19 protein-coding genes and 1 tRNA gene are annotated in these 18,622 nt (G+C 70.4%); 9 read left to right on the plus strand and 11 right to left on the minus strand.

All coding sequences use genetic code 11. The annotated features are described in order from the left end of the window. Nucleotides 1-135 precede the first annotated feature (135 nt). Nucleotides 136-226: transfer RNA gene (locus AB0J80_RS23700), tRNA-Ser, on the minus strand. A 525-nt stretch (nucleotides 227-751) separates the two neighbouring features. Between AB0J80_RS23700 and AB0J80_RS23705 the strand changes: the two genes are divergently transcribed. Both AB0J80_RS23705 and AB0J80_RS23710 read left to right on the plus strand, forming a co-directional pair. Beyond that, nucleotides 752-847, plus strand: coding sequence for an RICIN domain-containing protein (locus AB0J80_RS23705; RefSeq protein WP_364708803.1), 96 nt, complete (start codon nucleotides 752-754; stop codon nucleotides 845-847). 28 nt (nucleotides 848-875) lie between these two features. After that, nucleotides 876-1,850 carry an NAD(P)H-quinone oxidoreductase gene (locus AB0J80_RS23710; RefSeq protein WP_364708534.1) on the plus strand — a complete coding sequence of 325 codons (975 nt, stop codon included), beginning with the start codon at nucleotides 876-878 and terminating at the stop codon, nucleotides 1,848-1,850. Between the two features lie 13 nt (nucleotides 1,851-1,863). Here AB0J80_RS23710 and AB0J80_RS23715 read toward each other — a convergent pair whose 3' ends face one another. The 3 genes from AB0J80_RS23715 to soxR all read right to left on the minus strand — a co-directional run bounded on the left by AB0J80_RS23715 (nucleotide 1,864) and on the right by soxR (nucleotide 3,564). After that, nucleotides 1,864-2,295: a GNAT family N-acetyltransferase gene (locus AB0J80_RS23715; RefSeq protein ID WP_364708537.1), complete on the minus strand. Its 432-nt coding sequence runs from the start codon at nucleotides 2,293-2,295 to the stop codon at nucleotides 1,864-1,866. Nucleotides 2,296-2,324: 29 nt separating this feature from the next. Then, nucleotides 2,325-3,020: a hypothetical protein gene (locus AB0J80_RS23720; protein ID WP_364708538.1), complete on the minus strand. Its 696-nt coding sequence runs from the start codon at nucleotides 3,018-3,020 to the stop codon at nucleotides 2,325-2,327. Nucleotides 3,021-3,132: 112 nt separating this feature from the next. Further along, nucleotides 3,133-3,564: a redox-sensitive transcriptional activator SoxR gene (gene soxR, locus AB0J80_RS23725; RefSeq protein WP_364708541.1), complete on the minus strand. Its 432-nt coding sequence runs from the start codon at nucleotides 3,562-3,564 to the stop codon at nucleotides 3,133-3,135. Nucleotides 3,565-3,622: 58 nt separating this feature from the next. Here soxR and AB0J80_RS23730 point away from each other — a divergent pair, with 58 nt between their 5' ends. Together AB0J80_RS23730 and AB0J80_RS23735 are read left to right on the plus strand one after the other, a co-directional pair. Beyond that, nucleotides 3,623-4,153 (plus strand): NAD(P)H-dependent oxidoreductase, encoded by a 531-nt coding sequence (locus AB0J80_RS23730; protein ID WP_364708544.1) that lies wholly within the window; start codon nucleotides 3,623-3,625, stop codon nucleotides 4,151-4,153. Between the two features lie 3 nt (nucleotides 4,154-4,156). Further along, a complete protein-coding gene (locus AB0J80_RS23735; RefSeq protein ID WP_364708547.1) occupies nucleotides 4,157-4,753 on the plus strand; it encodes a hypothetical protein in 597 nt (198 codons plus the stop codon). Here the strand turns inward: AB0J80_RS23735 and AB0J80_RS23740 are convergent, their stop codons facing one another. Genes AB0J80_RS23740 through AB0J80_RS23750 form a run of 3 tightly spaced genes read right to left on the minus strand, consistent with a single transcriptional unit; the run spans nucleotide 4,754 to nucleotide 7,373 of the window. Next, a complete protein-coding gene (locus AB0J80_RS23740) occupies nucleotides 4,754-5,848 on the minus strand; it encodes an acyl-CoA dehydrogenase family protein (protein WP_364708549.1) in 1,095 nt (364 codons plus the stop codon). Between the two features lie 11 nt (nucleotides 5,849-5,859). Continuing rightward, nucleotides 5,860-7,044 (minus strand): sigma-70 family RNA polymerase sigma factor, encoded by a 1,185-nt coding sequence (locus tag AB0J80_RS23745; RefSeq protein WP_364708806.1) that lies wholly within the window; start codon nucleotides 7,042-7,044, stop codon nucleotides 5,860-5,862. Beyond that, nucleotides 7,032-7,373, minus strand: a complete 342-nt coding sequence (locus AB0J80_RS23750) for a YciI family protein (protein ID WP_364708808.1) — start codon at nucleotides 7,371-7,373, stop codon at nucleotides 7,032-7,034. The genes AB0J80_RS23745 and AB0J80_RS23750 overlap by 13 nt, the downstream gene beginning before the upstream one ends. Nucleotides 7,374-7,651: 278 nt before the next feature. Here AB0J80_RS23750 and AB0J80_RS23755 point away from each other — a divergent pair, with 278 nt between their 5' ends. From AB0J80_RS23755 to AB0J80_RS23765, 3 genes are all read left to right on the plus strand, one after another. Next, on the plus strand, nucleotides 7,652-8,455 hold the full coding sequence (locus tag AB0J80_RS23755) for an NlpC/P60 family protein (protein WP_364708552.1): 804 nt from the start codon (nucleotides 7,652-7,654) through the stop codon (nucleotides 8,453-8,455). Nucleotides 8,456-8,469: 14 nt separating this feature from the next. Next, nucleotides 8,470-9,126: a GNAT family protein gene (locus AB0J80_RS23760; protein ID WP_364708555.1), complete on the plus strand. Its 657-nt coding sequence runs from the start codon at nucleotides 8,470-8,472 to the stop codon at nucleotides 9,124-9,126. Nucleotides 9,127-9,418: 292 nt separating this feature from the next. Beyond that, nucleotides 9,419-9,949, plus strand: a complete 531-nt coding sequence (locus AB0J80_RS23765) for a YbhB/YbcL family Raf kinase inhibitor-like protein (protein ID WP_364708558.1) — start codon at nucleotides 9,419-9,421, stop codon at nucleotides 9,947-9,949. Between the two features lie 57 nt (nucleotides 9,950-10,006). On the opposite strand, the gene AB0J80_RS23770 is transcribed toward AB0J80_RS23765, so the two are convergent. Next, nucleotides 10,007-10,720, minus strand: a complete 714-nt coding sequence (locus AB0J80_RS23770) for a class I SAM-dependent methyltransferase (protein ID WP_364708559.1) — start codon at nucleotides 10,718-10,720, stop codon at nucleotides 10,007-10,009. Nucleotides 10,721-11,387: 667 nt separating this feature from the next. Between AB0J80_RS23770 and AB0J80_RS23775 the strand changes: the two genes are divergently transcribed. Then, nucleotides 11,388-12,962 carry a hypothetical protein gene (locus AB0J80_RS23775; protein WP_364708561.1) on the plus strand — a complete coding sequence of 525 codons (1,575 nt, stop codon included), beginning with the start codon at nucleotides 11,388-11,390 and terminating at the stop codon, nucleotides 12,960-12,962. Nucleotides 12,963-12,997: 35 nt separating this feature from the next. On the opposite strand, the gene AB0J80_RS23780 is transcribed toward AB0J80_RS23775, so the two are convergent. Beyond that, a complete protein-coding gene (locus tag AB0J80_RS23780; protein WP_364708811.1) occupies nucleotides 12,998-13,720 on the minus strand; it encodes a hypothetical protein in 723 nt (240 codons plus the stop codon). Between the two features lie 390 nt (nucleotides 13,721-14,110). Between AB0J80_RS23780 and AB0J80_RS23785 the strand changes: the two genes are divergently transcribed. Beyond that, nucleotides 14,111-15,715: a peptide deformylase gene (locus AB0J80_RS23785; protein WP_364708563.1), complete on the plus strand. Its 1,605-nt coding sequence runs from the start codon at nucleotides 14,111-14,113 to the stop codon at nucleotides 15,713-15,715. 36 nt (nucleotides 15,716-15,751) lie between these two features. Here AB0J80_RS23785 and AB0J80_RS23790 read toward each other — a convergent pair whose 3' ends face one another. Together AB0J80_RS23790 and AB0J80_RS23795 are read right to left on the minus strand one after the other, a co-directional pair. Then, nucleotides 15,752-16,864: a globin domain-containing protein gene (locus tag AB0J80_RS23790; protein ID WP_364708565.1), complete on the minus strand. Its 1,113-nt coding sequence runs from the start codon at nucleotides 16,862-16,864 to the stop codon at nucleotides 15,752-15,754. A gap of 222 nt (nucleotides 16,865-17,086) precedes the next feature. Next, nucleotides 17,087-18,292 (minus strand): hypothetical protein, encoded by a 1,206-nt coding sequence (locus AB0J80_RS23795; RefSeq protein WP_364708567.1) that lies wholly within the window; start codon nucleotides 18,290-18,292, stop codon nucleotides 17,087-17,089. Nucleotides 18,293-18,622 lie beyond the last annotated feature (330 nt).

Raw genomic sequence — 18,622 nt, forward strand, 5'->3', positions numbered from 1 at the left:
AGGGCTAAGGTCTCGGCAACTTTGTCGCGCATATGTCGGGGCGAGCGAGATCGAGTGAGACTGAGGTTCCTTTACCGAGAAGCTCCGGCGACCTGCATCCATGCGGGTCGCTGAGGCTTCTTGCTATTCATGATCTGGCGGAGGGCGTGGGATTCGAACCCACGGAGACGCGGAACGCCTCACCGGTTTTCAAGACCGGCGCCATCGGCCACTAGGCGAGCCCTCCCGGCAACGGCACTCAGTCTGCCAGATCGCCGCACGTGCGGCGGATCGGACACGGGCGCTGGTGATGCCGCCCTCACTTCGCCGGTGCGAACGACGCGGGGCCTGGCGGCGCGCCCCCGCGCCGGCCAGGCCCCTGTCCCGCGGGACCCGTGCAGTGTCGACGAGCGTGGATGCCTAGGACAACGGCGGCAAGGAAGCTTTAAGGAAGACTGGCCGAACGGATGTAATCGGACCGGTTTTCGTTATGTTACCTAGCCGCCCTCGAACAGAGCTTATTTTAAGCCTCTTAAAAGGCGTCTGAGCAGCTAAAACACCAGTGGTGCGAGCGCGCTGCCGTTGACAACAGATCGACAGGAGTGTTAATTCTTCGCTGCTTTACCTGTCCCGGCTCGAGGGAGACTCGGAGCCGCCAACGGCACCACCGACGGGTCGACGGTGCATCTGTGGGGCGGCTACGACACCGTGGCGACGCAGAAGTGGCAGGTTCTCCGGGGGCGCGATCGTCAACGCCGCGTCCGGGACGTGCCTGGATGTCAGGGACAACAACTTAGCCGACGGTGCGAAGCTGCAGATCTGGGTCTGCACCGGCGCCGCGAACCAGCGGTGGACCGTGCCCGCTTAGTGTCACACCTGTCGGGCAAGCTTCACGCATGCACGCCATCGTGATCGAGCAGCCGAGCGGACCCGAGGCCCTCGTCTGGACCGAGGTTCCGGATCCCGAGCCGGGCCCGGGAGAGGTCGTCATCGAGGTCACCGCCGCGGCGGTCAACCGCGCCGACGTCATGCAGCGGCTGGGCCACTATCCGCCGCCTGCGGGCGCACCGCCCTATCCCGGGCTGGAATGCTCCGGGGTGATCGCGGCGCTCGGGTCCGAGGTCACCGAACACCATGTCGGTGAGCGGGTCTGCGCCCTGTTGGCCGGCGGCGGCTATGCCGAGCGGGTGGCCGTGCCGGCCGGCCAGCTCCTCCCGGTGCCGCACGGCATGTCGCTGCAGGAGGCGGCCGCGTTGCCCGAGGTGGCCTGCACCGTCTGGTCGAACGTGGTGGACATCGCCCGGCTGCGTCAGGGTCACACAATGCTGGTGCACGGCGGTGGCGGCGGCATCGGCACGTTCGCGATCCAGCTGGGCAAGGCGCTGGGTGCGACCGTCATCGTGACCGCGCGCGAGCGCAAGCACGAGCAGTTGCTGGCCCTCGGCGCGGATCTCGCCGTCGACTACACGTCCGACGACTTCGTGGCGGCGACCCTCGATTTCACCGAGGGGCACGGCGCCGACGTGATCCTCGACATCATCGGCGCGAAGTATCTGGCGCGGAACATCGCCGCGCTGGCCACGGACGGCCGCATCGTCACCATCGGTATGCAGGGTGGCCGCAAGGGCGAGCTCGACTTCGGTGCCCTCATGGCCAAGCGCGGCTCCGTCGCGGCGACCACGCTGCGGGCGCGCCCGGCGAAGGACAAGGCCCGCATCGTCCGCGGCGTGCAGAGCCAGGTGTGGCCGCTGGTCGACGCCGGCGCGGTGCGTCCGATCATCGACCGCACGGTCCCGATGGCCGACGCCGCCGAGGCGCACCGCCTGATGGAGGCGAGCGATCACCTGGGCAAGATCGTGCTGCTGCCCTGAGCGGGCTGCGGCATCACGAAAACGCCGGCTGCCGCACCATGAAGACGTCGATCGGGTCCTCGGCCTCGACGGCGAACCCGTGCCGCTCGTAGAGTCGCCGGGCGGCGCTGCCCTGCAGCACGTTCAGCCGCACGGGTACGCCGTGGGCGTCCGTACGGTCCAGCAACGTCCGCAGGACGGCCGAGCCGAGCCCCCGGCCCTGCAGGCCGGGGGCCAGATAGAAGTGCGAGAGCCACCAGCCGTCCTCGGCCGGGTGCAAGGTCACGCAGCCCGCGAAGGCGTCCGCGGCCAGGATGACGGACGTGTGCTGCGGGGAGAAGGAGTCCCGGAGGCGTTGGCGGACCCGGTGCTCGTCGAACCGGCCCAGCCGTTCCAGGTCGGCGCGAAGCACCGTGGCGCGCAGCTCCGCGATCACGTCGACGTCCGCCGGCTCCGCCGCACGCAACTTCCAGCCTTGGACTCCCAAAGTGCCTCTCAGACCTGGACGGTGGTGATGCCGGAGAATACCCGGAGCGTCCATGAGCAGTTCGAGGCCGTGCTGACCGTGAAGAAGCCGAGCCGTCCGCCCTCGTGCCCGTTCAGCGTGAGGGAACCGGACTGCTTGTCGGCCCCCACATACTCGTAGCCGCTCGTCTTGCCCTCCCAGGTCAGGTAGAGGAACGAGAAGTCCGGTTCGGCGCAGCTCCAGGAGACGATCGCCTTGAAGTCGACGGTCGGCACCTTGAGGGTCGGGCTCGTCCAGGCGGTGGAGTCGTCGGTCCACCTGGCGATCTCCTTGGAGCGGCGCTGGATGACCTGCACGGCGTCGAGGCGGGCGGCGTTCTTGCGGGTCTTGGTGCCGGCGAAGACGGCCTTCCACGTGCCGGTCGTCTCGGCGGTGAAGCGGCGGGTGAAGGCACCGGCGTCGGTCGAGGTCGTGAAGCCCTTGTACGTGTACGGGGCGGTGCCGGTCTTCCGGAAGTAGAAGTCCACCCGGGAGCGGTTGCCGGTGGCGCCGATCCAGACGCGCCCGGTCAGGGTCACGGTCGCCCCCTTGGCGACGGGTTCCGGCGCCGCGTTGAAGGTCATCTTGACGGCCGCGGGCGCGGCGTGGGCGGCCGTACCCGGGCCGGCGACGAGGGTGACCACCGTCGTGAGCAGGGCCAGGACGAGGGACGATGTGCGACGCATGTGGCGGGCGCCTTTCGGATCTTTCGGACTCAACACCCGAATCTTGGCATCCGCGTGCATCGGGAGCGAGGGGCGGCGAAAAGTCCACTGAGTCCGGTTCGCCCGAATGGCGTCAGTCGCTGATCAACCGGCGTGGTCCGGCGCCCAGTCGGCCCAGGCGGTCGCCCGGGTTGATCAGCGGGCAGCGGTCGATCGACATGCAGCCGCAGCCCACGCAGCCGGTGAAGTCGTTGCGCAGCTGCTCGAGGTGGCGCATGCGACGGTCGATCTCCTCCTGCCAGCACTGCGACACCCGCGCCCAGTCCTCGCGGGTCGGGGTGCGGTTGTCGGGCAGCAACGCCAGCACGGCCGCGACCTCCTTCAGTGGGATGCCGACCCGCTGGGCGATCCGGATGAACGCCACCCGGCGCAGCGCGTCCCGGCGGTAGCGGCGCTGGTTACCGGCGGTACGCGTACTGGTGATCAGGCCCTGGCGCTCGAAGAAGTGCAGCGCCGAGACACTCACGCCGCTGCGGGCGGCGAGCTGTCCCACGGTGAGCTCCATCGCGTCGTCCCCTCGCCGGCTTGACCTCAACATTAGTTGGGGTTTTAGCGTCCCCGGCATGGACATCACGCCGCTGCGCACCGCAGTCATCGTCGGCAGTACCCGTGAGGGCCGGTTCGGGCCCACCGTGGCGGCCTGGATCGCCGCCGAGATCGGCCGGCGCGCCGACCTCGTGGCCGAGATCGTCGACCCGGTCGACGGCACCGACACCGTCACCAAACAGCTCGGGGAGGCCGACGCGTTCGTGGTCGTCACCCCGGAGTACAACCACAGCTACCCCGCGCCGCTCAAGGCGGTCATCGACAACCACTATGCCGAGTGGCGGGCGAAGCCGGTCGGGTTCGTCGCGTACGGCGGGTTGTCGGGTGGTCTGCGCGCCGTGGAGCACCTGCGTCCGGTCTTCGCCGAGCTGCACGCCATGACCGTGCGCGACACCGTCAGCTTCCACGGCGGCCGGGAGCGCTTCGACTCCGCCGGACGGCCCCTCGATCCGGAGAGCCTCGCCGCCGCGCAGCGGATGCTGGACCGGGTGTCGTGGTGGGGCCACACGCTGCGGGAAGCGCGCGCCGTCCGCCCGTACGGGAACTGAGCCATGCGCATGCCCGACCCGGCTCGGAAGGACGCCGTCACCGTGCTCGCCGGCGAATGGCAGGCCGGCGACAAGGGGGCCGCCGCTGAGGCGGTCATCTCCGCCTGGCGGGAGAAGCCGTGGCCGGACGGACTCCTCGCCCTCTCGCTCTTCGTCGACGCCGACGGAGACCGTGTTCTGCACTACTCACAGTGGACCGTCGACGACCCGCCGCTGGACCTGCCGGGTGCGTCCGCGTACCGGCTCTACCGGGGCGGCCGCACCGCCGAGGGGCGGACGCCGGGCGCGATCGTGATCGTCCGCGTCGACACCGACGGCCCGGACATCGCCCGCACCTGGGTCGACGCGGTGTTCGACGCCCTGGACGCGGATGCGGGCCTGCCGTCCGGCGGCATCGGCGGGTTCTTCCACGTCAGCACGGACGGCACGAAGGTGCTCAACTACGCGGAGTGGGAGAGCGCCGAGGCGCACCGCGAGGCCCTGGCTGCCAACAACGGCGGGGTCGCGAGCGGCCCGCTGTGGACCAAGGTCCGGTCCATGCCCGGCGTGCACCCGCGCAGCGTCACCCGCTATCACCTGTACGCGACGCTGAGCCGCTGATCAGAGCCGCGAGGTCGGCACGTCACCGAGCCCCAGCAGCACCGCGCCGACCGTCTCGGTGACTTCGCTGGACACCATGGCGTGTTGCGTGGCGACGTGGACGTCCCGGAAATGGCGCTGCAGCGGACTGGAGTCGTAGACGGCGCTGCCCCCGGCGGCGTGATAGACGAGGTCGACCGCGCGTGCGGCGTTGCGGGTCGCGGTGGAGATCGCGAGCCGCAACGCCGCACGTCGTGGGGCGTCCGGACCGGCCGACTTCACCGAGCTCATCAGGTACGCGAGAGCCGAGCCGTGCAGGGCCGTGGCTTCGGCGACGGCGACGCGTACGGCCGGTTTCGTGGCGATCGGGTCACCGGTGAGCGGGTTGCGCTTGGTCCGGGCCAGCTCGCCGAAGTCCTCGATCGCCGCCCGCGCGATGCCCAGTGCCACCGCGCCGATGCCGAGCGCCAGCAGCGACAGGGGCGGGAACGCGTACAGCGGACCGGGGTGAGCCGGCGGCTCGGCGAGGGAGAAGGTGCGCTCGGTCGGCACGAACACGTCGTCGACCGAGAAGTCGTGGCTGCCGGTGCCGCGGAGCCCCGCCACGTCCCAGGTGTCGTGAATGGACACCTCGGCGGCGTCCAGCACGGCCAGCCGTACCCCCGCAGGGGTGACGACCCCGCCCACGAGCCAGGTCGCATGGTGGCAGGCGCTCGCGAACGACCATCGCCCGCTCACCCGGTAGCCGCCCTCGGCCGGGGTCGCCCGTCCCAGCGGCGCGGCCACGCCGGCGATGAGGAAACGCGGGTCGCGCAGCAGCTCCGCGGCCGTGGCCGGCGGCAGGTGACCGAGCGCCATCGACGTCGCCCCGCCGATCATCGCGCACCATCCCGTCGAGCCGTCGGCGCGCCCGAGCTCCTCGAAGATCTCCACGAGGGTGCCCGGGTCCGCCTCCAGGCCGCCGTGCTCCCTGGGCGCCGCCAGCCGGAAGACGCCGAGCCCGGCGAGCTTCTCCACCAGCGCCGGCGGCACGCCACGGTCCCGCTCGATGAGCGGTGCCAGCTCGCGGATCGCGGGGGACAGGGCGCGGATGTCGTCGATCAGTGAGGTCGGCATGACGCCGAGTATCACCGATGGGCTTCCGCAAGCAGATGGGCACGCTCCACCTCGTTGTCGGTGAGCTGCGCCGCCCGCTTGTAGGCGTCGCGGGCCTCGTCGGCACGGCCCAGCCGCGCGAGCAGGTCCGCACGCACCGCGTGGAACACGTGGTAGCGGTCCAGCGCCAGCGCTTCGACGATCTTCAGCGCGGGCGCCGGCCCCGCGACCTCGGCCACCGCGACCGCACGGTTCAGCGCCACGACCGGTGTCGGCGTCAGGGCCATGAGCTGGTCGTACAGCTGCAGGATCGCCGGCCAGTCGGTGGCCTCGGCACGTGCCGCGGCGCTGTGCACCGCGTTGATCGCCGCCTGCAGCTGGTACGGCCCCGGCCGCCCCCGCCGTACGCACGCCCGCACGAGCTCCTGCCCCTCGGCGACGAGCGCGGCGTCCCACCGCGACCGGTCCTGGTCGGCGAGCCGCACCAGCGACCCGTCCACAGTGGTCCGCGCGGGGCGACGCGCGCTGATGAGCAGCTGCAACGCCAGCAGGCCGGCGACCTCGGGCTCGTCCGGCATGAGGGCGGCCAGCATGCGGCTCAACCGGACGGCCTCCGCGCACAGGTCGTCGCGGACGAGGTCGGGGCCGCTGCCGGCCGCGTACCCGGCATTGAAGATCAGGTAGAGGACGGCCAGGACCGGCGGCAACCGGTCCGGCAGCTTGGCCTGCTCGGGCACCCGGTACGGGATGCCCGCGTCCCGGATCTTGGCCTTCGCCCGGACGATCCGCTGGGCCATGGTCGCCTCGGGCACGAGGAACGCCCGGGCGATCTCCGGCGTGGTCAGCCCGCCCAGGAGCCGCAGCGTCAGGGCGACCTGCGCCTCGCGCCCCAGCGCAGGGTGGCAGCAGGTGAAGATGAGTCGCAAGAGGTCCGTCTCCTCGCTCGCAGGCTCCGGCGCGTGCAGCCGGGCCGCTTCCGCCTCCTTCGCCCCACGGGCGCTCTCCCGGCGCAAATGGTCGACGGCGCGGCGGCGGGCCGTGGTGATGATCCAGCCGGCCGGGCTCGGCGGCATGCCGTCGCTCGGCCAGCGGTCCGCCGCGACGGTGAACGCCTCCTGCACCGCCTCCTCGGCGAGGTCGAGGTCGCCGAGGAGCCGGGTCAGGACGGCCACCGCGCGGCCGTACTCCGCGCGGTAGACCTCGCTCAGCTCGCGAATGGCCGCACCTCGACCGGGAGCGTGGTGATCGCGGCCATCCGCTCGCCCCAGCGCAGCGCGGCGTCGAGGTCGGGCGCCTGGATGACGGTGAAGCCGCCGATGTGTTCCTTGCCCTCGGTGAACGGGCCGTCGGTCAGCAGCACATCGCCGTCCTTGGCGCGGATCACGGTCGCGGTGTCGGGCGGGCAGAGGCCCGCCGTGAAGACGAAAGCTCCGGTGTCGTGCAATTCCCGGTTGAGCGCTGCGAGGCCCTCCATGATCGGTCCCAGGACCTCCGGCGGCGGCGTCGGTCCGTCCGGCTGGTACACGCTGAGCAGGTAAGTCTTCATCTTTCGCTCCTCTCGACTTGCTTCTCACGCCTTACACGAACGCGACCCCTGAGAATCGACACCGGCCCGGGATTAATTTTTTCTGTTCCGCAGAACACCACCGCGAATGTGTGTTGGCATGGTCGGCGGAATTAATGAAAACGCCCGGGTTCCCATTGTCGCCGTTCAACGGATGACAGCCGGCGCGGCGGTGCGTTCCGTCGTGCTCGCAGCGGGATGCGCGTGAGTGCCCCGGGCCTAGTTCGGAGGCTCTGCTGTCCCGTCCGTCCACCGGCCGCGTGCTGGCCGCCGGCGCCCTGGCGCTGGCCGTGAGTGCACCGGTCCTCGAACCCGTCACCCCCTCTGACCTGCCCCATCTTTCCTTCTCCGCGACCGCGGCCCAGGCCGCGACGCCGATTCTCGAGGCCCGCACCCGGCCCCGGGTGGCGTCCCGGGCCGCGGTCCGCCGGTCCGTCACCCGGCCTGCCGCGACAGCGCTGCGTGCGGCTCAGCGCCAGGTTCTGGCCGTACGGAGTGAGGAGGAGTCCCGCCGAGCCGACGAGGCACGACTCCTCGCCGAGCGCATGGCCGCCGTGGAACGGCAGGTCGCCGCCGAACGCCGTGCCCGAGCCGTGGCCGCGAGCCCCGCCCGAGCGGTGGCCGCGAGGCCCGCCCGAGCCGTGGCCGCGAGGCCCGCCCGAGCCCGTCCCGTCGTGCGCAAGCGGGTCGTCCGCCGCGCGGTCACGGTCCGTCCCCGGGCCACCGGTGCACGGGCCCGCATGGCGTCGGTGATCGCCTTCGCCCGGGCGCAGGTCGGCAAGCGCTACTCCCGCGGCGGGGAGGGGCCGAACTCGTTCGACTGCTCCGGCTTCACCAAGCGTGCGTACGCCCGTGCGGGGCTGCGGCTGCCGCACTCGTCCGGCGGCCAGGCGGCCCGGGCGCGGGTCGTCTCGCGTGCCGCCGCACGCCCCGGCGACCTGGTCGTGGGAGCCGGCCACGTAGGCATCTACATGGGCCGCGGCATGATGATCGACGCCGGGAACCCCCGGACCGGGGTGGTGTACCGGCGGCTCTACGCGGGGCTGCACATCGAGAGGTTCTGATCCAGAATCGCTGCATGATCGCCGACCATTGGCCGCTGTTCGGGCTGCGGCTGCGTACGCCGCGGCTCGAACTGCGTCTTCCCGACCTCGATGACCTGGCCCGGCTCGGCGACGTCGCCGCCGCCGGCGTGCACGACCCCGCGGTGATGCCGTTCGTCGTGACCTGGACGGACACCACGCCGCAGGAGCGGGCGCGCAACACCATCAAATGGCAGTGGACCCAGTGGGGGAGCTGGTCACCGCAGAGATGGACGCTGCAGCTCGTGGTGGTCGCCGATGGCGAGATCATCGGTACGCAGGACATCGGTGCCGCCGACTTCGCGACCTCGCGGGTCGTCGGTACGGGTTCCTGGCTCGGGCTGGCGTACCAGGGCAGGGGCTACGGCACCGAGATGCGGGCGGCGGTCCTGGACCTGGCCTTCACCGGGCTGGGCGCCGAGTACGCGACCTCGGAGGCGTTCGAGGACAACGCCGCCTCGTACGCGGTCTCCCGCAAGCTGGGTTACGCCGACAACGGCATCGAGTGGCACGTGGTCCGCGGTGAGCGGATCCGCGGGCGTCGCCTGGTTCTCGACCGGGACGCCTGGGCGGCGGCCCGGACGACCGAGGTGGAGATCACCGGCCTGGAGCCCTGCCTGCCGCTGTTCGGGCTGGGGCCGGACACACCCTGAACGGCAGTCGGCGCCTGTCCGAGGGGACAGGCGCCGACTTGCTGGCCGCGGCTGCTGCGCTCAGCGACCGATCACCACCGGGCACGGGGATCTCCGCCTCTCGAACCCGGTCGGATGTCTGACACAACTATCGCCCCGGTCAAGCCCCGCGACGCGCACCAGCTGTGCGTTTTCCTCCGAACCCGGCCCCGGGGTTATCGAGTTCGAAAGCTATGCGACATCTCACCCGGTTACTTTCACCTCATACGGGCAGTCTGGACCGCGGAGTCCGCACAGCTGGAAGGACAACAGCATGAGCTTGGAGCGCGCAGAGGCGCCGGATCCGTACGACATCCTGCCGCGGGTGCCCTCCTTCACGGTGACCAGCACGGACGTGGTCGACGGGCAGCCGCTCGACGAGCTGTACGTGCATCCCAGCGTGGGTGGCAAGAACCTTTCCCCGCAGCTCGCCTGGTCCGGCTTCCCGGCCGAGACCCGGGGCTTCGTGGTGACCTGCTTCGACCCGGACGCACCGACCGGCAGCGGCTTCTGGCACTGGGTGGTGGTGAACCTGCCGGCCTCGGTGACCGAGCTGCCGCGCGGCGTCGACCCGCTGCCGGACGGTGCCTTCACCATCCGCACCGACTACGGCGAGGCCGGCTACGGCGGTGCCGCCCCGCCCCCGGGTGACCGCCCGCACCGGTACGTCTTCGCGGTGCACGCCCTGGACGTGGACCGCCTGGAGGTCGGTGAGGACGCGACTCCCGCGTACGTCGGCTTCAACCTGGCTTTCCACACCCTCGCGCGGGCGACGATCCGCCCGACGTACCAGGTGAGGGGCTGACATGACGAAAGCCCGCCGGGTCCTTGCGGTACCGGCGGGCTTTCTGATGCTTCTGGGTCAGCCGGGAACCTTGGCGACGACGAAGACCGACTGGCCGAACGGCGGCTTCACGACCTTCTCGGCGGCCTTGGTGACCGGCAGCACGACCGAGTCGTAGATCTTCACCATCGGGCCCTCCTTCGGGGCCAGCTTGAAGATGCTCGTCGCGGTGTAGTAGCCGATGAGGCCCAGCGCGTTCGCGTAGTGCAGCTTCTCGATGGTCAGGCCGGCCTCGGTCATGGCGGCACGCATCGTCTTCTTGGTGTAGCGGCGGATGTGGCCGGTCGCGATGTCGACCTGGCTCATGGCGAACATGAACGCCGGGACGATCAGGATGATCCGTCCGCCCGGGCGGACCAGCTCCGCCATGCTCCGCAGCGCGCCGACGTGGTCCTCGATGTGCTCGAGCACGTTGTACGAGACCGCGGCGCTGTACTCACCCGCGGCGTCGGACGCCGGGAGCAGCATCTGGCGCACGTCGATGTTGGTGTGGTCCGACAGGCGCTCCTTGAGCTGCACCAGCCGGTCCGGGTCCGCCTCGGTGGCGGTGAAGTGCGGAACGTGCTCCGCCCACTCCAGGGCGTAGTCGCCGAGACCGCTGCCGATCTCGATCGGGTTCTCCCCCAGGTACGGGAGAGCGAGCTCGACGAACCATCGACGGTGGTTCACGGCCATGGCGAGGCCTTCGAGCACTTCGGACTGGATCCGCTGGTCTCCAGTGATGTCTGCCATAAGTAAGGTTCCCTCGTCTTGCCGATCCGAGCTGACAGCGGGACCGGAAGAGTTAAGCATCCGGTGCGCTCAACCGAAAGTTGAGCGGGGGGTGACCGCTCCAATTTTGCCTGATTGAGACATTGACCCGGGGGTACCCGGGATCGTTACCCATCATGCACCACAGGCGTGAGGCACCGGTAAAACGCGCGCACATATCGGGTCGATCACGCCTCGGCCGCCCGTCACAACACCGTTACCAACCTCCGTTAGGCTCGCCGATGCTATGACGATTACGGGTATTGACTCGACCGGCCAGTCACCCGGCGGGAACGTTCTGCCACCGGACCGCGAGGCCGCCGCCGAAGACCTGGACGCGGAGCTGCTCGCCCTCGAAAACGAGGTCGCTGCCGCGCCGATCTCAGTCATACCCGCAGATCGCGAGGCGGAAGAGACGGCTTCGGAGCCGGCTCCCCGGCGCCGCCGGTGGTGGCGTTCTCTCACGTGGCGAGACGCGGTCGCGATCGCCACCTTCATCGGGGTAGCGATCTTCATCACGGCGCCGTTGTGGCTCAATCTTGATCATGAGTTGCGCGACGATCCGCAGGACCAAGCATTCTTTGAGTGGATGCTGGCACACGGTGCACGCGTGCTCACGGATGGCGCTTATCCGTTCTTCTCGGATCGCATGAATTACCCCGATGGGGTGAACATGATGGCCAACACCTCGGTGCTGGCCGTTTCGCTGCCGATGACGCCCGTCACTGTCCTCTTCGGGCCCCATGTGGCGTTCAACGCGTTCGTCACTCTCGCCTTGGCCCTCACCGGCATCTCGTGGTATCTGGTGCTCTCCCGGCAGTTCGTCAGCTCGCGGCTGGCGGCCTGGGTCGGTGCGCTCTTCGCCACGTTCGCCCCGAGCATGATCTCGCACGCCGGCGGCCACCCCAACATCGTCTCCCAGTTCCTCGTGCCCCTGATCATCTGGCGCACGCTGGCGCTGCGGACCCCCGGTCGCGCCGTACGCAACGGTCTGATCCTCGCCGGCCTGCTCGTCTGGCAGGCGTTCATCAACCTCGAGATCCTCTTCATGACCGCGGTCGGGCTGGGCATCTTCTGCGCGGTGATGGCCGTCGTCCGGCGCAAGCGCGGCAGCCGCGGCGAGGTTCCGGCCTTCCTGCGCGCGCTGGGCGTGGCCGCCACGGTGACGCTGGCCGTGCTGGCGTACCCGCTCTGCGTCCAGTTCTTCGGTCCGCAGAGCTACCACGGCCTGTCCGAGTACGTCCGGTCCTTCGGCACCGACCTCGCGTCGTTCACCGCGTACGCGCAGCGCTCCATCGCCGGGAACAGCGTGACCGCCGGCCGCCTCGCGCAGAATGCCGCCGAGGAGAACGCGTTCTTCGGCTGGGGCCTGATCATCCTCTTCTTCGGCCTGGTGGCCTGGATGCGCCGCAACGCGGCCGTGGTCACGCTGGCCGGCGTCGCACTGCTCTTCGGCGCCCTGGCGCTCGGCCCGCGGGTCCACCTCAACGGCGTCGACACCGGCGTCAACGGACTGTGGGCGCTGCTGCACAGCGTGCCCGTCCTGAACTCGGCCGTGCCCACCCGCTGGGCGATGGCCATCGCACCGGTCATCGGCATCGTGCTCGCCCTGGGCTGCCAGAAGGCCTCGGACCTGATGAAGGCGCAGCCGTCCGCCCGCGGACCGGTCCGGGTCGCGATGATCACGGCGGTGGCGATGGCCCTGGTGCCGCTCGCCCCGACGCCGCTGCCGACGGTTCCCATGGAGCCGGTGCCCGAGTTCGTCACGTCGGGCGCTTGGCGGCAGTACGTCGACGACAACCACACGCTGGTCGCCCTGCCCCTGCCGGACCCCGCCTACCCCGACCCGATGCGGTGGAGCGCGTACACCCGGCAGGACATGCGGATCGCGAGCGCGTACGCGTTGCTCCCTGCCCGGAACCCGCTCGACCCGACCGACCGCACGGCGCTGTTCTCGCCGCCGTGGCGGCCGACCAGCGGACTGGTGACGTCGATCAAGCAGGGGAACCCCACCCCGGAGATCACCGAGACCCGGCGCGAGATGACGCTGGCCGACCTCCGCTTCTGGAAGGCCGGAGTGGTGGTGCTCACGCCGCAGGAGCGCGACATCGAGATGCTCCGGGTGATGTCCGAGCTGCTGGGCTTCCAGCCGACCTGGACCGGCGGCGCCTGGGTGTGGGACGTCCGCGCGCTCGTCGACGACCCCAAGGCGACGCTGAGCTGAGTTCGGTGAAGCGGGGTCGGTCGCCGGTCCCGCGGTCAGTGCTGCTGGATGCAGCAGCCCATGCAGACCTTGGGATTCGGCAGGGTGAACGCCAGGCAGCAGGTCTTGCGCTGCACGTCCAGCTTCCCGCCCGGCCCGGGGACCAGCTCGATGAGATCCTCGACGCCCAGGGTGCCGAGCAGGACGCCGATGTTCTCCGCCGACGATCCCGGCAGGACGTCCGCGGAGCGCAGCACGGCATAGGCGACCCCGGAGGCCAGCGACCCCAGCAGGGTGCGCTTGCCCAGCCGGACCCGGCCGTGGATAGCGTCCAGCAGGGGAGTCAGGTGCTGGTCCAGCAGCGAGCTGCGCAGCTCCGCCAGCAGGGCCGCCTCGGTAGGGACCACCCGGACCCCCGCGCGGCCGCTCAGGGCCAGCGGGTCGGACGGCAGCACCGCGACCGTCACGTCCGGGTGCATGCCCACCGTGACCAGCGGCCGCGGGTCGTTGAAGTGCATCAGCACGTCAGTGCCGGTCAGCAGCGGCACCCGGCGGGCCGACGCCCAGCCCAGCACCGCCGGAAGGGCCAGCCAGTACGTGTACGCCTTCCACGCCAGGGCCGCGGCGGCGTGCGGCTGGGCCCGCCAGCGCTGCTTCGACGACTCGAGCAGCACGTCCAGGGCGCTGCCGGTCAGCTCCGCCGCCGGCATCCAGCCGGTCGTGTCCCGTACGAGAAGGTCGGGAGCCAGACCCGGCAGCTCGGTGGAGGTGCCGAACATGGCGCGCAGCGTCGCGGTGATCGGCGCGAGGGGCGGCTCGGCGAAGGCCGAGTGGCCCGAGAAGGGCCGATCGAGGGTGGTGGTCACCGGCGGCCGCCAGCCCGCGGGAAGCAGGAGCTCTGCTGGGTCACTGCTTCACCTCGCCATCGCCGTCGTCGGGGGACTCACACCGTACCCGGTTAAGGCTAGCCTAACCATGCCTGCGGGACGCCGGGATGTGGGGACCCAGACAGGTAATTCCTGCACGAATACCCCGAGCAAGGGTGACCTAACGGAGCGTTGCGACGTTGCCGGTTTCGTCAAGGTATCTGTCGGCAACGCGCTACAAGCCCCATGCGGACACCGGAAGACATGGACACTGAAATTCCTGTCGCAAAGGGGACATCCGTGATGACCACCTCGCCTGTCGAGAGGGCCGCCGACCAGTTCGTGGCGGCGCTTGCGCAATGGCGGGTCGAGCGCGGCATGACGAAGAAGCAGCTCGCCGCCCGGATGGGCTTCGACCCGTCCTACGTCAGCCACGTCGAAGGACGCCGGCACAAACCCACCGAGGACTTCGCCCGGCGAGCCGAGGCCGTCCTGGCCGCCGGCGGCGTCATCTGGCAGAAATTCCAGGAGTACGACGAACTACGGCACGCCCGCGGCGCCACATTGCACCGCGACCCGCCCGTACCCGTCCAGTGGCTGCCCCCCGGCACCGGGCTCATCGTCGAACGGGAGATCGCCGAGCTCACGTACACCAAGGGCGCCTACCGGTGCCGGATCCGGCGCGCCCTCTACAACGCCGGCGTCGAGCCCGTGACCCGCTACCTCGTCAAGATCGCCGTGGACCGCTACCCCCACGACCCGGCCGGCTCCAACCAGCACCACCGCCGGCACCCGCTCAGCTTCGACGAGATGGACCTGCACGCCGTCGCCGGCGAGGGCGACGCGGCCGAACCGATGCACTGGCGCCTCAAGCTCGACCGGGACGCCGCCAAGGAGGTGTGGCTGCTCTTCGCGAACGACCACGGCCAGTTCCCGCTCTACCCCGGCGAGCGGACGACGATCGACTACGCGTACACGGTCGACGAGGAGAAGTGGGGACACTGGTTCCAGCGGGCGGTGCGCCTGCCCACCCGCAACCTCACCGTACGGCTGGACTTCCCCGTCGAGTTCGAACCCCAGGTCTGGGGCGTCGAGACCTCCCTGGCGGCCGAGGTGCCGGTCCGGACCCCCCTCGAACGACACAACGACGACCAGCGTGCGGTCTTCGAATGGTCGACCGACGCGCCCCTGCTCAACGCCCGCTACCGCCTCGAATGGCGGTTCCGCGGGCCGACCGCCCCGCACACCGGCGACGAAGGCGTCCCACGACCCCGACCGGCGGCGGAGAACCTGCCGTCGACCCCCTTGGCCCCGGCCGCGGCCCGCCCCCCAGCGGAGCCCAACGGCCACGAGCTGAGAGCGAGCCAGCGGATGCGTGGAATAGGAATCGTCCAACGCGGCGCGGACCTGCTGCGCCAGCGCGCCCGGCACTTCCAGCTGCCCCGGGAGGAGGCACACGCCCGCGAGGCCGTCGCCGCCCTCCGAGCCACCCTGGGCCGGCTCGAAGCCGTACACGACTTCAGCAAGGGAGTCGGGCTGGCCGCGCCCCAGATCGGCCTGGCGGTTGCCGCCGCCGTGGTACGCCCACCGGAGCGCGGCGCGGAGCCCGTCGTCCTGCTCAACCCCCGCATCGTCGACGAGTCCGGGGAGACCGACGAACAGTACGAGGGCTGTCTCTCGTTCTTCGACTACCGGGGTCTGGTGATCAGGCCCCTGCGTGTGGACGTGGAACACGCCCGCTACGACGGCACCCGGGTCATCACCTCCTTCGAACAGGCGATGGCACGCCTGGTCGGCCACGAGATCGACCACCTCGAGGGCAGGTTGTACGTGGACCGGATGGCCGCGGACGCCGCTCTCGTGCCGGTCGAGGAGTACGGGCAGACCGGCCGCCCGTGGAGCTACTGATCTGATCTGTCACGTGTCGTCGGCTGCGGCTGCGGGTCACATGTCGGAGAAGCTGTCGTACTTGATGCGGAGCGAGGGGACCTGCAGCTCGGCGAGGGTCTTGAGGGTCGCCTTGACCATCGGGCCGGAGCCGGAGACGAAGAAGTCGTGCTCGTTCCAGGGGCCGTACCGTGCGACGACGTCCGAGATGTTGCCCTGCTCCCCGGGGAAGGTCGGGTCATCGCTGCACGCGGTGACCACCGACAGCCACGGGTAGCGGGCCGCCAACCGGTTCAGCTCCGCCAGGTCGTACAGGTCGTCCCGGGTCCTGGCGCCGAAGAAGACGTGCACCCAGCGCGTCCGGTTGTACCGGGTCAGCTCCTCGAGCAGCGACTTGACCGGAGCGAGCCCGGTGCCACCGGCGACGAACACCGCATCCCGCGTCGACCGCCGGTCCAGGTTCATCGACCCCATCGGCGCGGCCAGCCGGATCATGTCCCCGACCTCCAGCCGCCGCACCAGCGCACTCGACACCCAGCCGGCTCCGACCGCGCGTACGTGGAACTCCAGGGTGTTGTCGCGCCGAGGAGCGTTCGCAGGCGAATACGTGCGCCACAGTCGCGGCTGGAAGCGCGGGCACTCCAGGCTCAGATACTGGCCCGCCCGGTACTCCAGCGGCTGCATCGGCAACACGGTGAAGACGGCGATGTCGTTGGCGCGGCGCTCGTGCGAGACGACCTCGGCATACCAGTACGGCGGGTTCGTGTCCGCCTCCGCGCCGGCCAGCATCTTCGAGGCGATGACCGCGTACGCGTCCGCCCACGCCTGGTCGTACTCGACCCCCCACTGCTCCCCGGCGAAATGCCGCATGGCCTCGATCAACGCGCCCCCGACCACCTCGTAGTGCTCCGGTTCCACGTGGAACTTGCGGTGATCACGACCCAGCGCCCTGAGATAGTCGTCGAACTTCTCCGGATCCTCGAGCGTCTGCACCGCGGTCACGATCGCGTTGAGCAGTCGAGCCCGCTGCACGTCCATGTGAACCGGGAAAAGATCCCGAAGGTTGGGGTGCGACAGGAACATGCGGGCGTAGAAATAGCCGGCGACCTTGTCCTGGTGCTCCTCGACGAGGCTCCAGCTCTCCTTGAGCAAACGTGCGAGGTCTCCCATGTGCCTAGGGTGGGCAGCGCGGGAGGTTACGCATCGCACCCAAGGTGCGACTTAGACCGCACAATTGCCGACAGTCGGCGCGTCGCTTGCCCATAAAGGTCCGGATGTGCGTGTGGTTGGGCCACCCGATCGGGGTACGCCGGCAGTCCAGACTTCGCTCCCGTTCATGCGGGGTCCGCTCATGCCGGTCCGGAGGTGGCGGTTCGTCGGCGCTTCGGCCGGTTAGTGGGAGGTCGCGGTCCGGTAGAAGAGCGTGGCTCTCGCGCCCATGGTCTCGGCGGCGGCTCGGCTCGTCAGTACGGCGGCGAGCAGGCTGGCGCCCGGGAAGAACCGATTGGCCGCGCGCAGCACCGCCCAGCCACCCGCGTGAGCCACGACCATCCGGCCCAGGCGCCACGCGGCATCGGTCAGCCCGGCGCCCTCGTGGCTGTGCTCGCGGGTAGCGGCCAACGCCACCTCGGCGTCCTCGCGTTCGGGGTGCACGCGGGTCAGCACCAGCAGATCAACCGCGCGAGCCGGATCTGCCGGGTCGACGCCATAGGCAGCGGCCACATGCAGAGCCAGCTCCGCCTGCGTCAACGCCGCGGCGCCGAGCAGAGCGAGCGGAGCGTACGACCCCGCCACCGCGGCGAAGACACTGTTCACGCTGCCGAACCGGGTGAACTGCTTCACCGCCAGACGAGCGATCGCGTCCGGTGTGGCGGACGGGTACGCCTCGCGCGTGCGTTCCGCCCACTCGGCGGCACGCGGACCGATCGTCTGCACGGCGGCGACGGCGAGGAGCTCGGGTGAGTGGGCGGGATCGGCGATGATGCGCGCCCAGGCTTCGAAGCGGGCTGCCGCGAGGGTGCGCCTCCGGGCTTCAACGGACTCGGTGTCCGTCGATGCGTCGGTCCTTGGCGAGAGGGTCGGCTCTACGGGGACGACAGCCCCCGGCTGCCCCGGGGCCGTAGCCGGGGGCTCGGCAGCAGGGGTTGTCGCCCCGGCCTGCCCTCCGGACGCGAGCGAGCCGGTCCGCGCCTCGTCGGCGCCCGCGGCCGCCCTATGGCTGCCGGTCTCGTCCGTACGCCCAGGCTCGGCAGTACCGGTCTGTGCGGCGGAGGCCTCATCGGCGCGCTTGGCGCTTCCCGCGGGCTTGGCGACCTCCGCGGGCGGTCCAGTGCTGATCTGTGCGCCAGTGCTTGTGTTAGCGGCAGCCGCGCTATCGCCGTGCTTAGCGGTTGCGGCGGCCTTTTCCTCCGGAGTCGGGGTCGGCTCGTCCGGAACGGTGGTCATATCCGGCTCGACCACAGCCGGCGCCAGTTCCGACGCCGCCGCCTTGATGGCTCTCTTCAGCGGCGCGGTCTTCTTGGCCGCTGCCGCCCGCTTCGCGGCCTTCTTGGCGGGAGCCGCCTCAGCCGGCGAACTCTTCGCCGCCGGCGCCTTCACTGGTGAAGTGTTTTTCACCGGTGGCGCCTCGGCCGGCACGATGTCCCCGGTCGAAGTGGAGTGCCTCGCTGGCGTGGCCTTGGTTGGCGTGGTGCCCCCCGCCTGAGTGGCGTCCCTCGCTGGCGCCCCCTTGGTCGGCGCGGTGTCCCTCGGGGGAGTCGCCTTCTTGGCGGGCGTCGCCTTTGCGGGCGTGGCCTTCGTCACTGAGGGCTGGGGCTTGGCGGGGGCTGCCTTCTTCGCTGGTGCCTTCTTGCCGGCGGTCGCCTTCCGCGCAGGCCGGGGTGACCCGTTGACTTGGGTGGACGCATCTGCGGTTGGTGGCGGTGTGCC

Source organism: Actinoplanes sp. NPDC049548 (genome assembly GCF_040676695.1).
In the GTDB taxonomy this organism is placed as follows: domain Bacteria; phylum Actinomycetota; class Actinomycetes; order Mycobacteriales; family Micromonosporaceae; genus Actinoplanes.

What these genes read in the sequence shown, in the direction of transcription:
- AB0J80_RS23710 (WP_364708534.1), top strand. Translation starts at nt 876, where the DNA reads ATGCACGCCATCGTGATCGAGCAGCCGAGCGGACCCGAGGCCCTCGTC.
- AB0J80_RS23720 (WP_364708538.1), bottom strand. Translation starts at nt 3,020, where the DNA reads ATGCGTCGCACATCGTCCCTCGTCCTGGCCCTGCTCACGACGGTGGTC.
- soxR (WP_364708541.1), bottom strand. Translation starts at nt 3,564, where the DNA reads ATGGAGCTCACCGTGGGACAGCTCGCCGCCCGCAGCGGCGTGAGTGTC.
- AB0J80_RS23730 (WP_364708544.1), top strand. Translation starts at nt 3,623, where the DNA reads ATGGACATCACGCCGCTGCGCACCGCAGTCATCGTCGGCAGTACCCGT.
- AB0J80_RS23735 (WP_364708547.1), top strand. Translation starts at nt 4,157, where the DNA reads ATGCGCATGCCCGACCCGGCTCGGAAGGACGCCGTCACCGTGCTCGCC.
- AB0J80_RS23740 (WP_364708549.1), bottom strand. Translation starts at nt 5,848, where the DNA reads ATGCCGACCTCACTGATCGACGACATCCGCGCCCTGTCCCCCGCGATC.
- AB0J80_RS23750 (WP_364708808.1), bottom strand. Translation starts at nt 7,373, where the DNA reads ATGAAGACTTACCTGCTCAGCGTGTACCAGCCGGACGGACCGACGCCG.
- AB0J80_RS23760 (WP_364708555.1), top strand. Translation starts at nt 8,470, where the DNA reads ATGATCGCCGACCATTGGCCGCTGTTCGGGCTGCGGCTGCGTACGCCG.
- AB0J80_RS23765 (WP_364708558.1), top strand. Translation starts at nt 9,419, where the DNA reads ATGAGCTTGGAGCGCGCAGAGGCGCCGGATCCGTACGACATCCTGCCG.
- AB0J80_RS23770 (WP_364708559.1), bottom strand. Translation starts at nt 10,720, where the DNA reads ATGGCAGACATCACTGGAGACCAGCGGATCCAGTCCGAAGTGCTCGAA.
- AB0J80_RS23775 (WP_364708561.1), top strand. Translation starts at nt 11,388, where the DNA reads ATGAATTACCCCGATGGGGTGAACATGATGGCCAACACCTCGGTGCTG.
- AB0J80_RS23780 (WP_364708811.1), bottom strand. Translation starts at nt 13,720, where the DNA reads ATGTTCGGCACCTCCACCGAGCTGCCGGGTCTGGCTCCCGACCTTCTC.
- AB0J80_RS23785 (WP_364708563.1), top strand. Translation starts at nt 14,111, where the DNA reads ATGACCACCTCGCCTGTCGAGAGGGCCGCCGACCAGTTCGTGGCGGCG.
- AB0J80_RS23790 (WP_364708565.1), bottom strand. Translation starts at nt 16,864, where the DNA reads ATGGGAGACCTCGCACGTTTGCTCAAGGAGAGCTGGAGCCTCGTCGAG.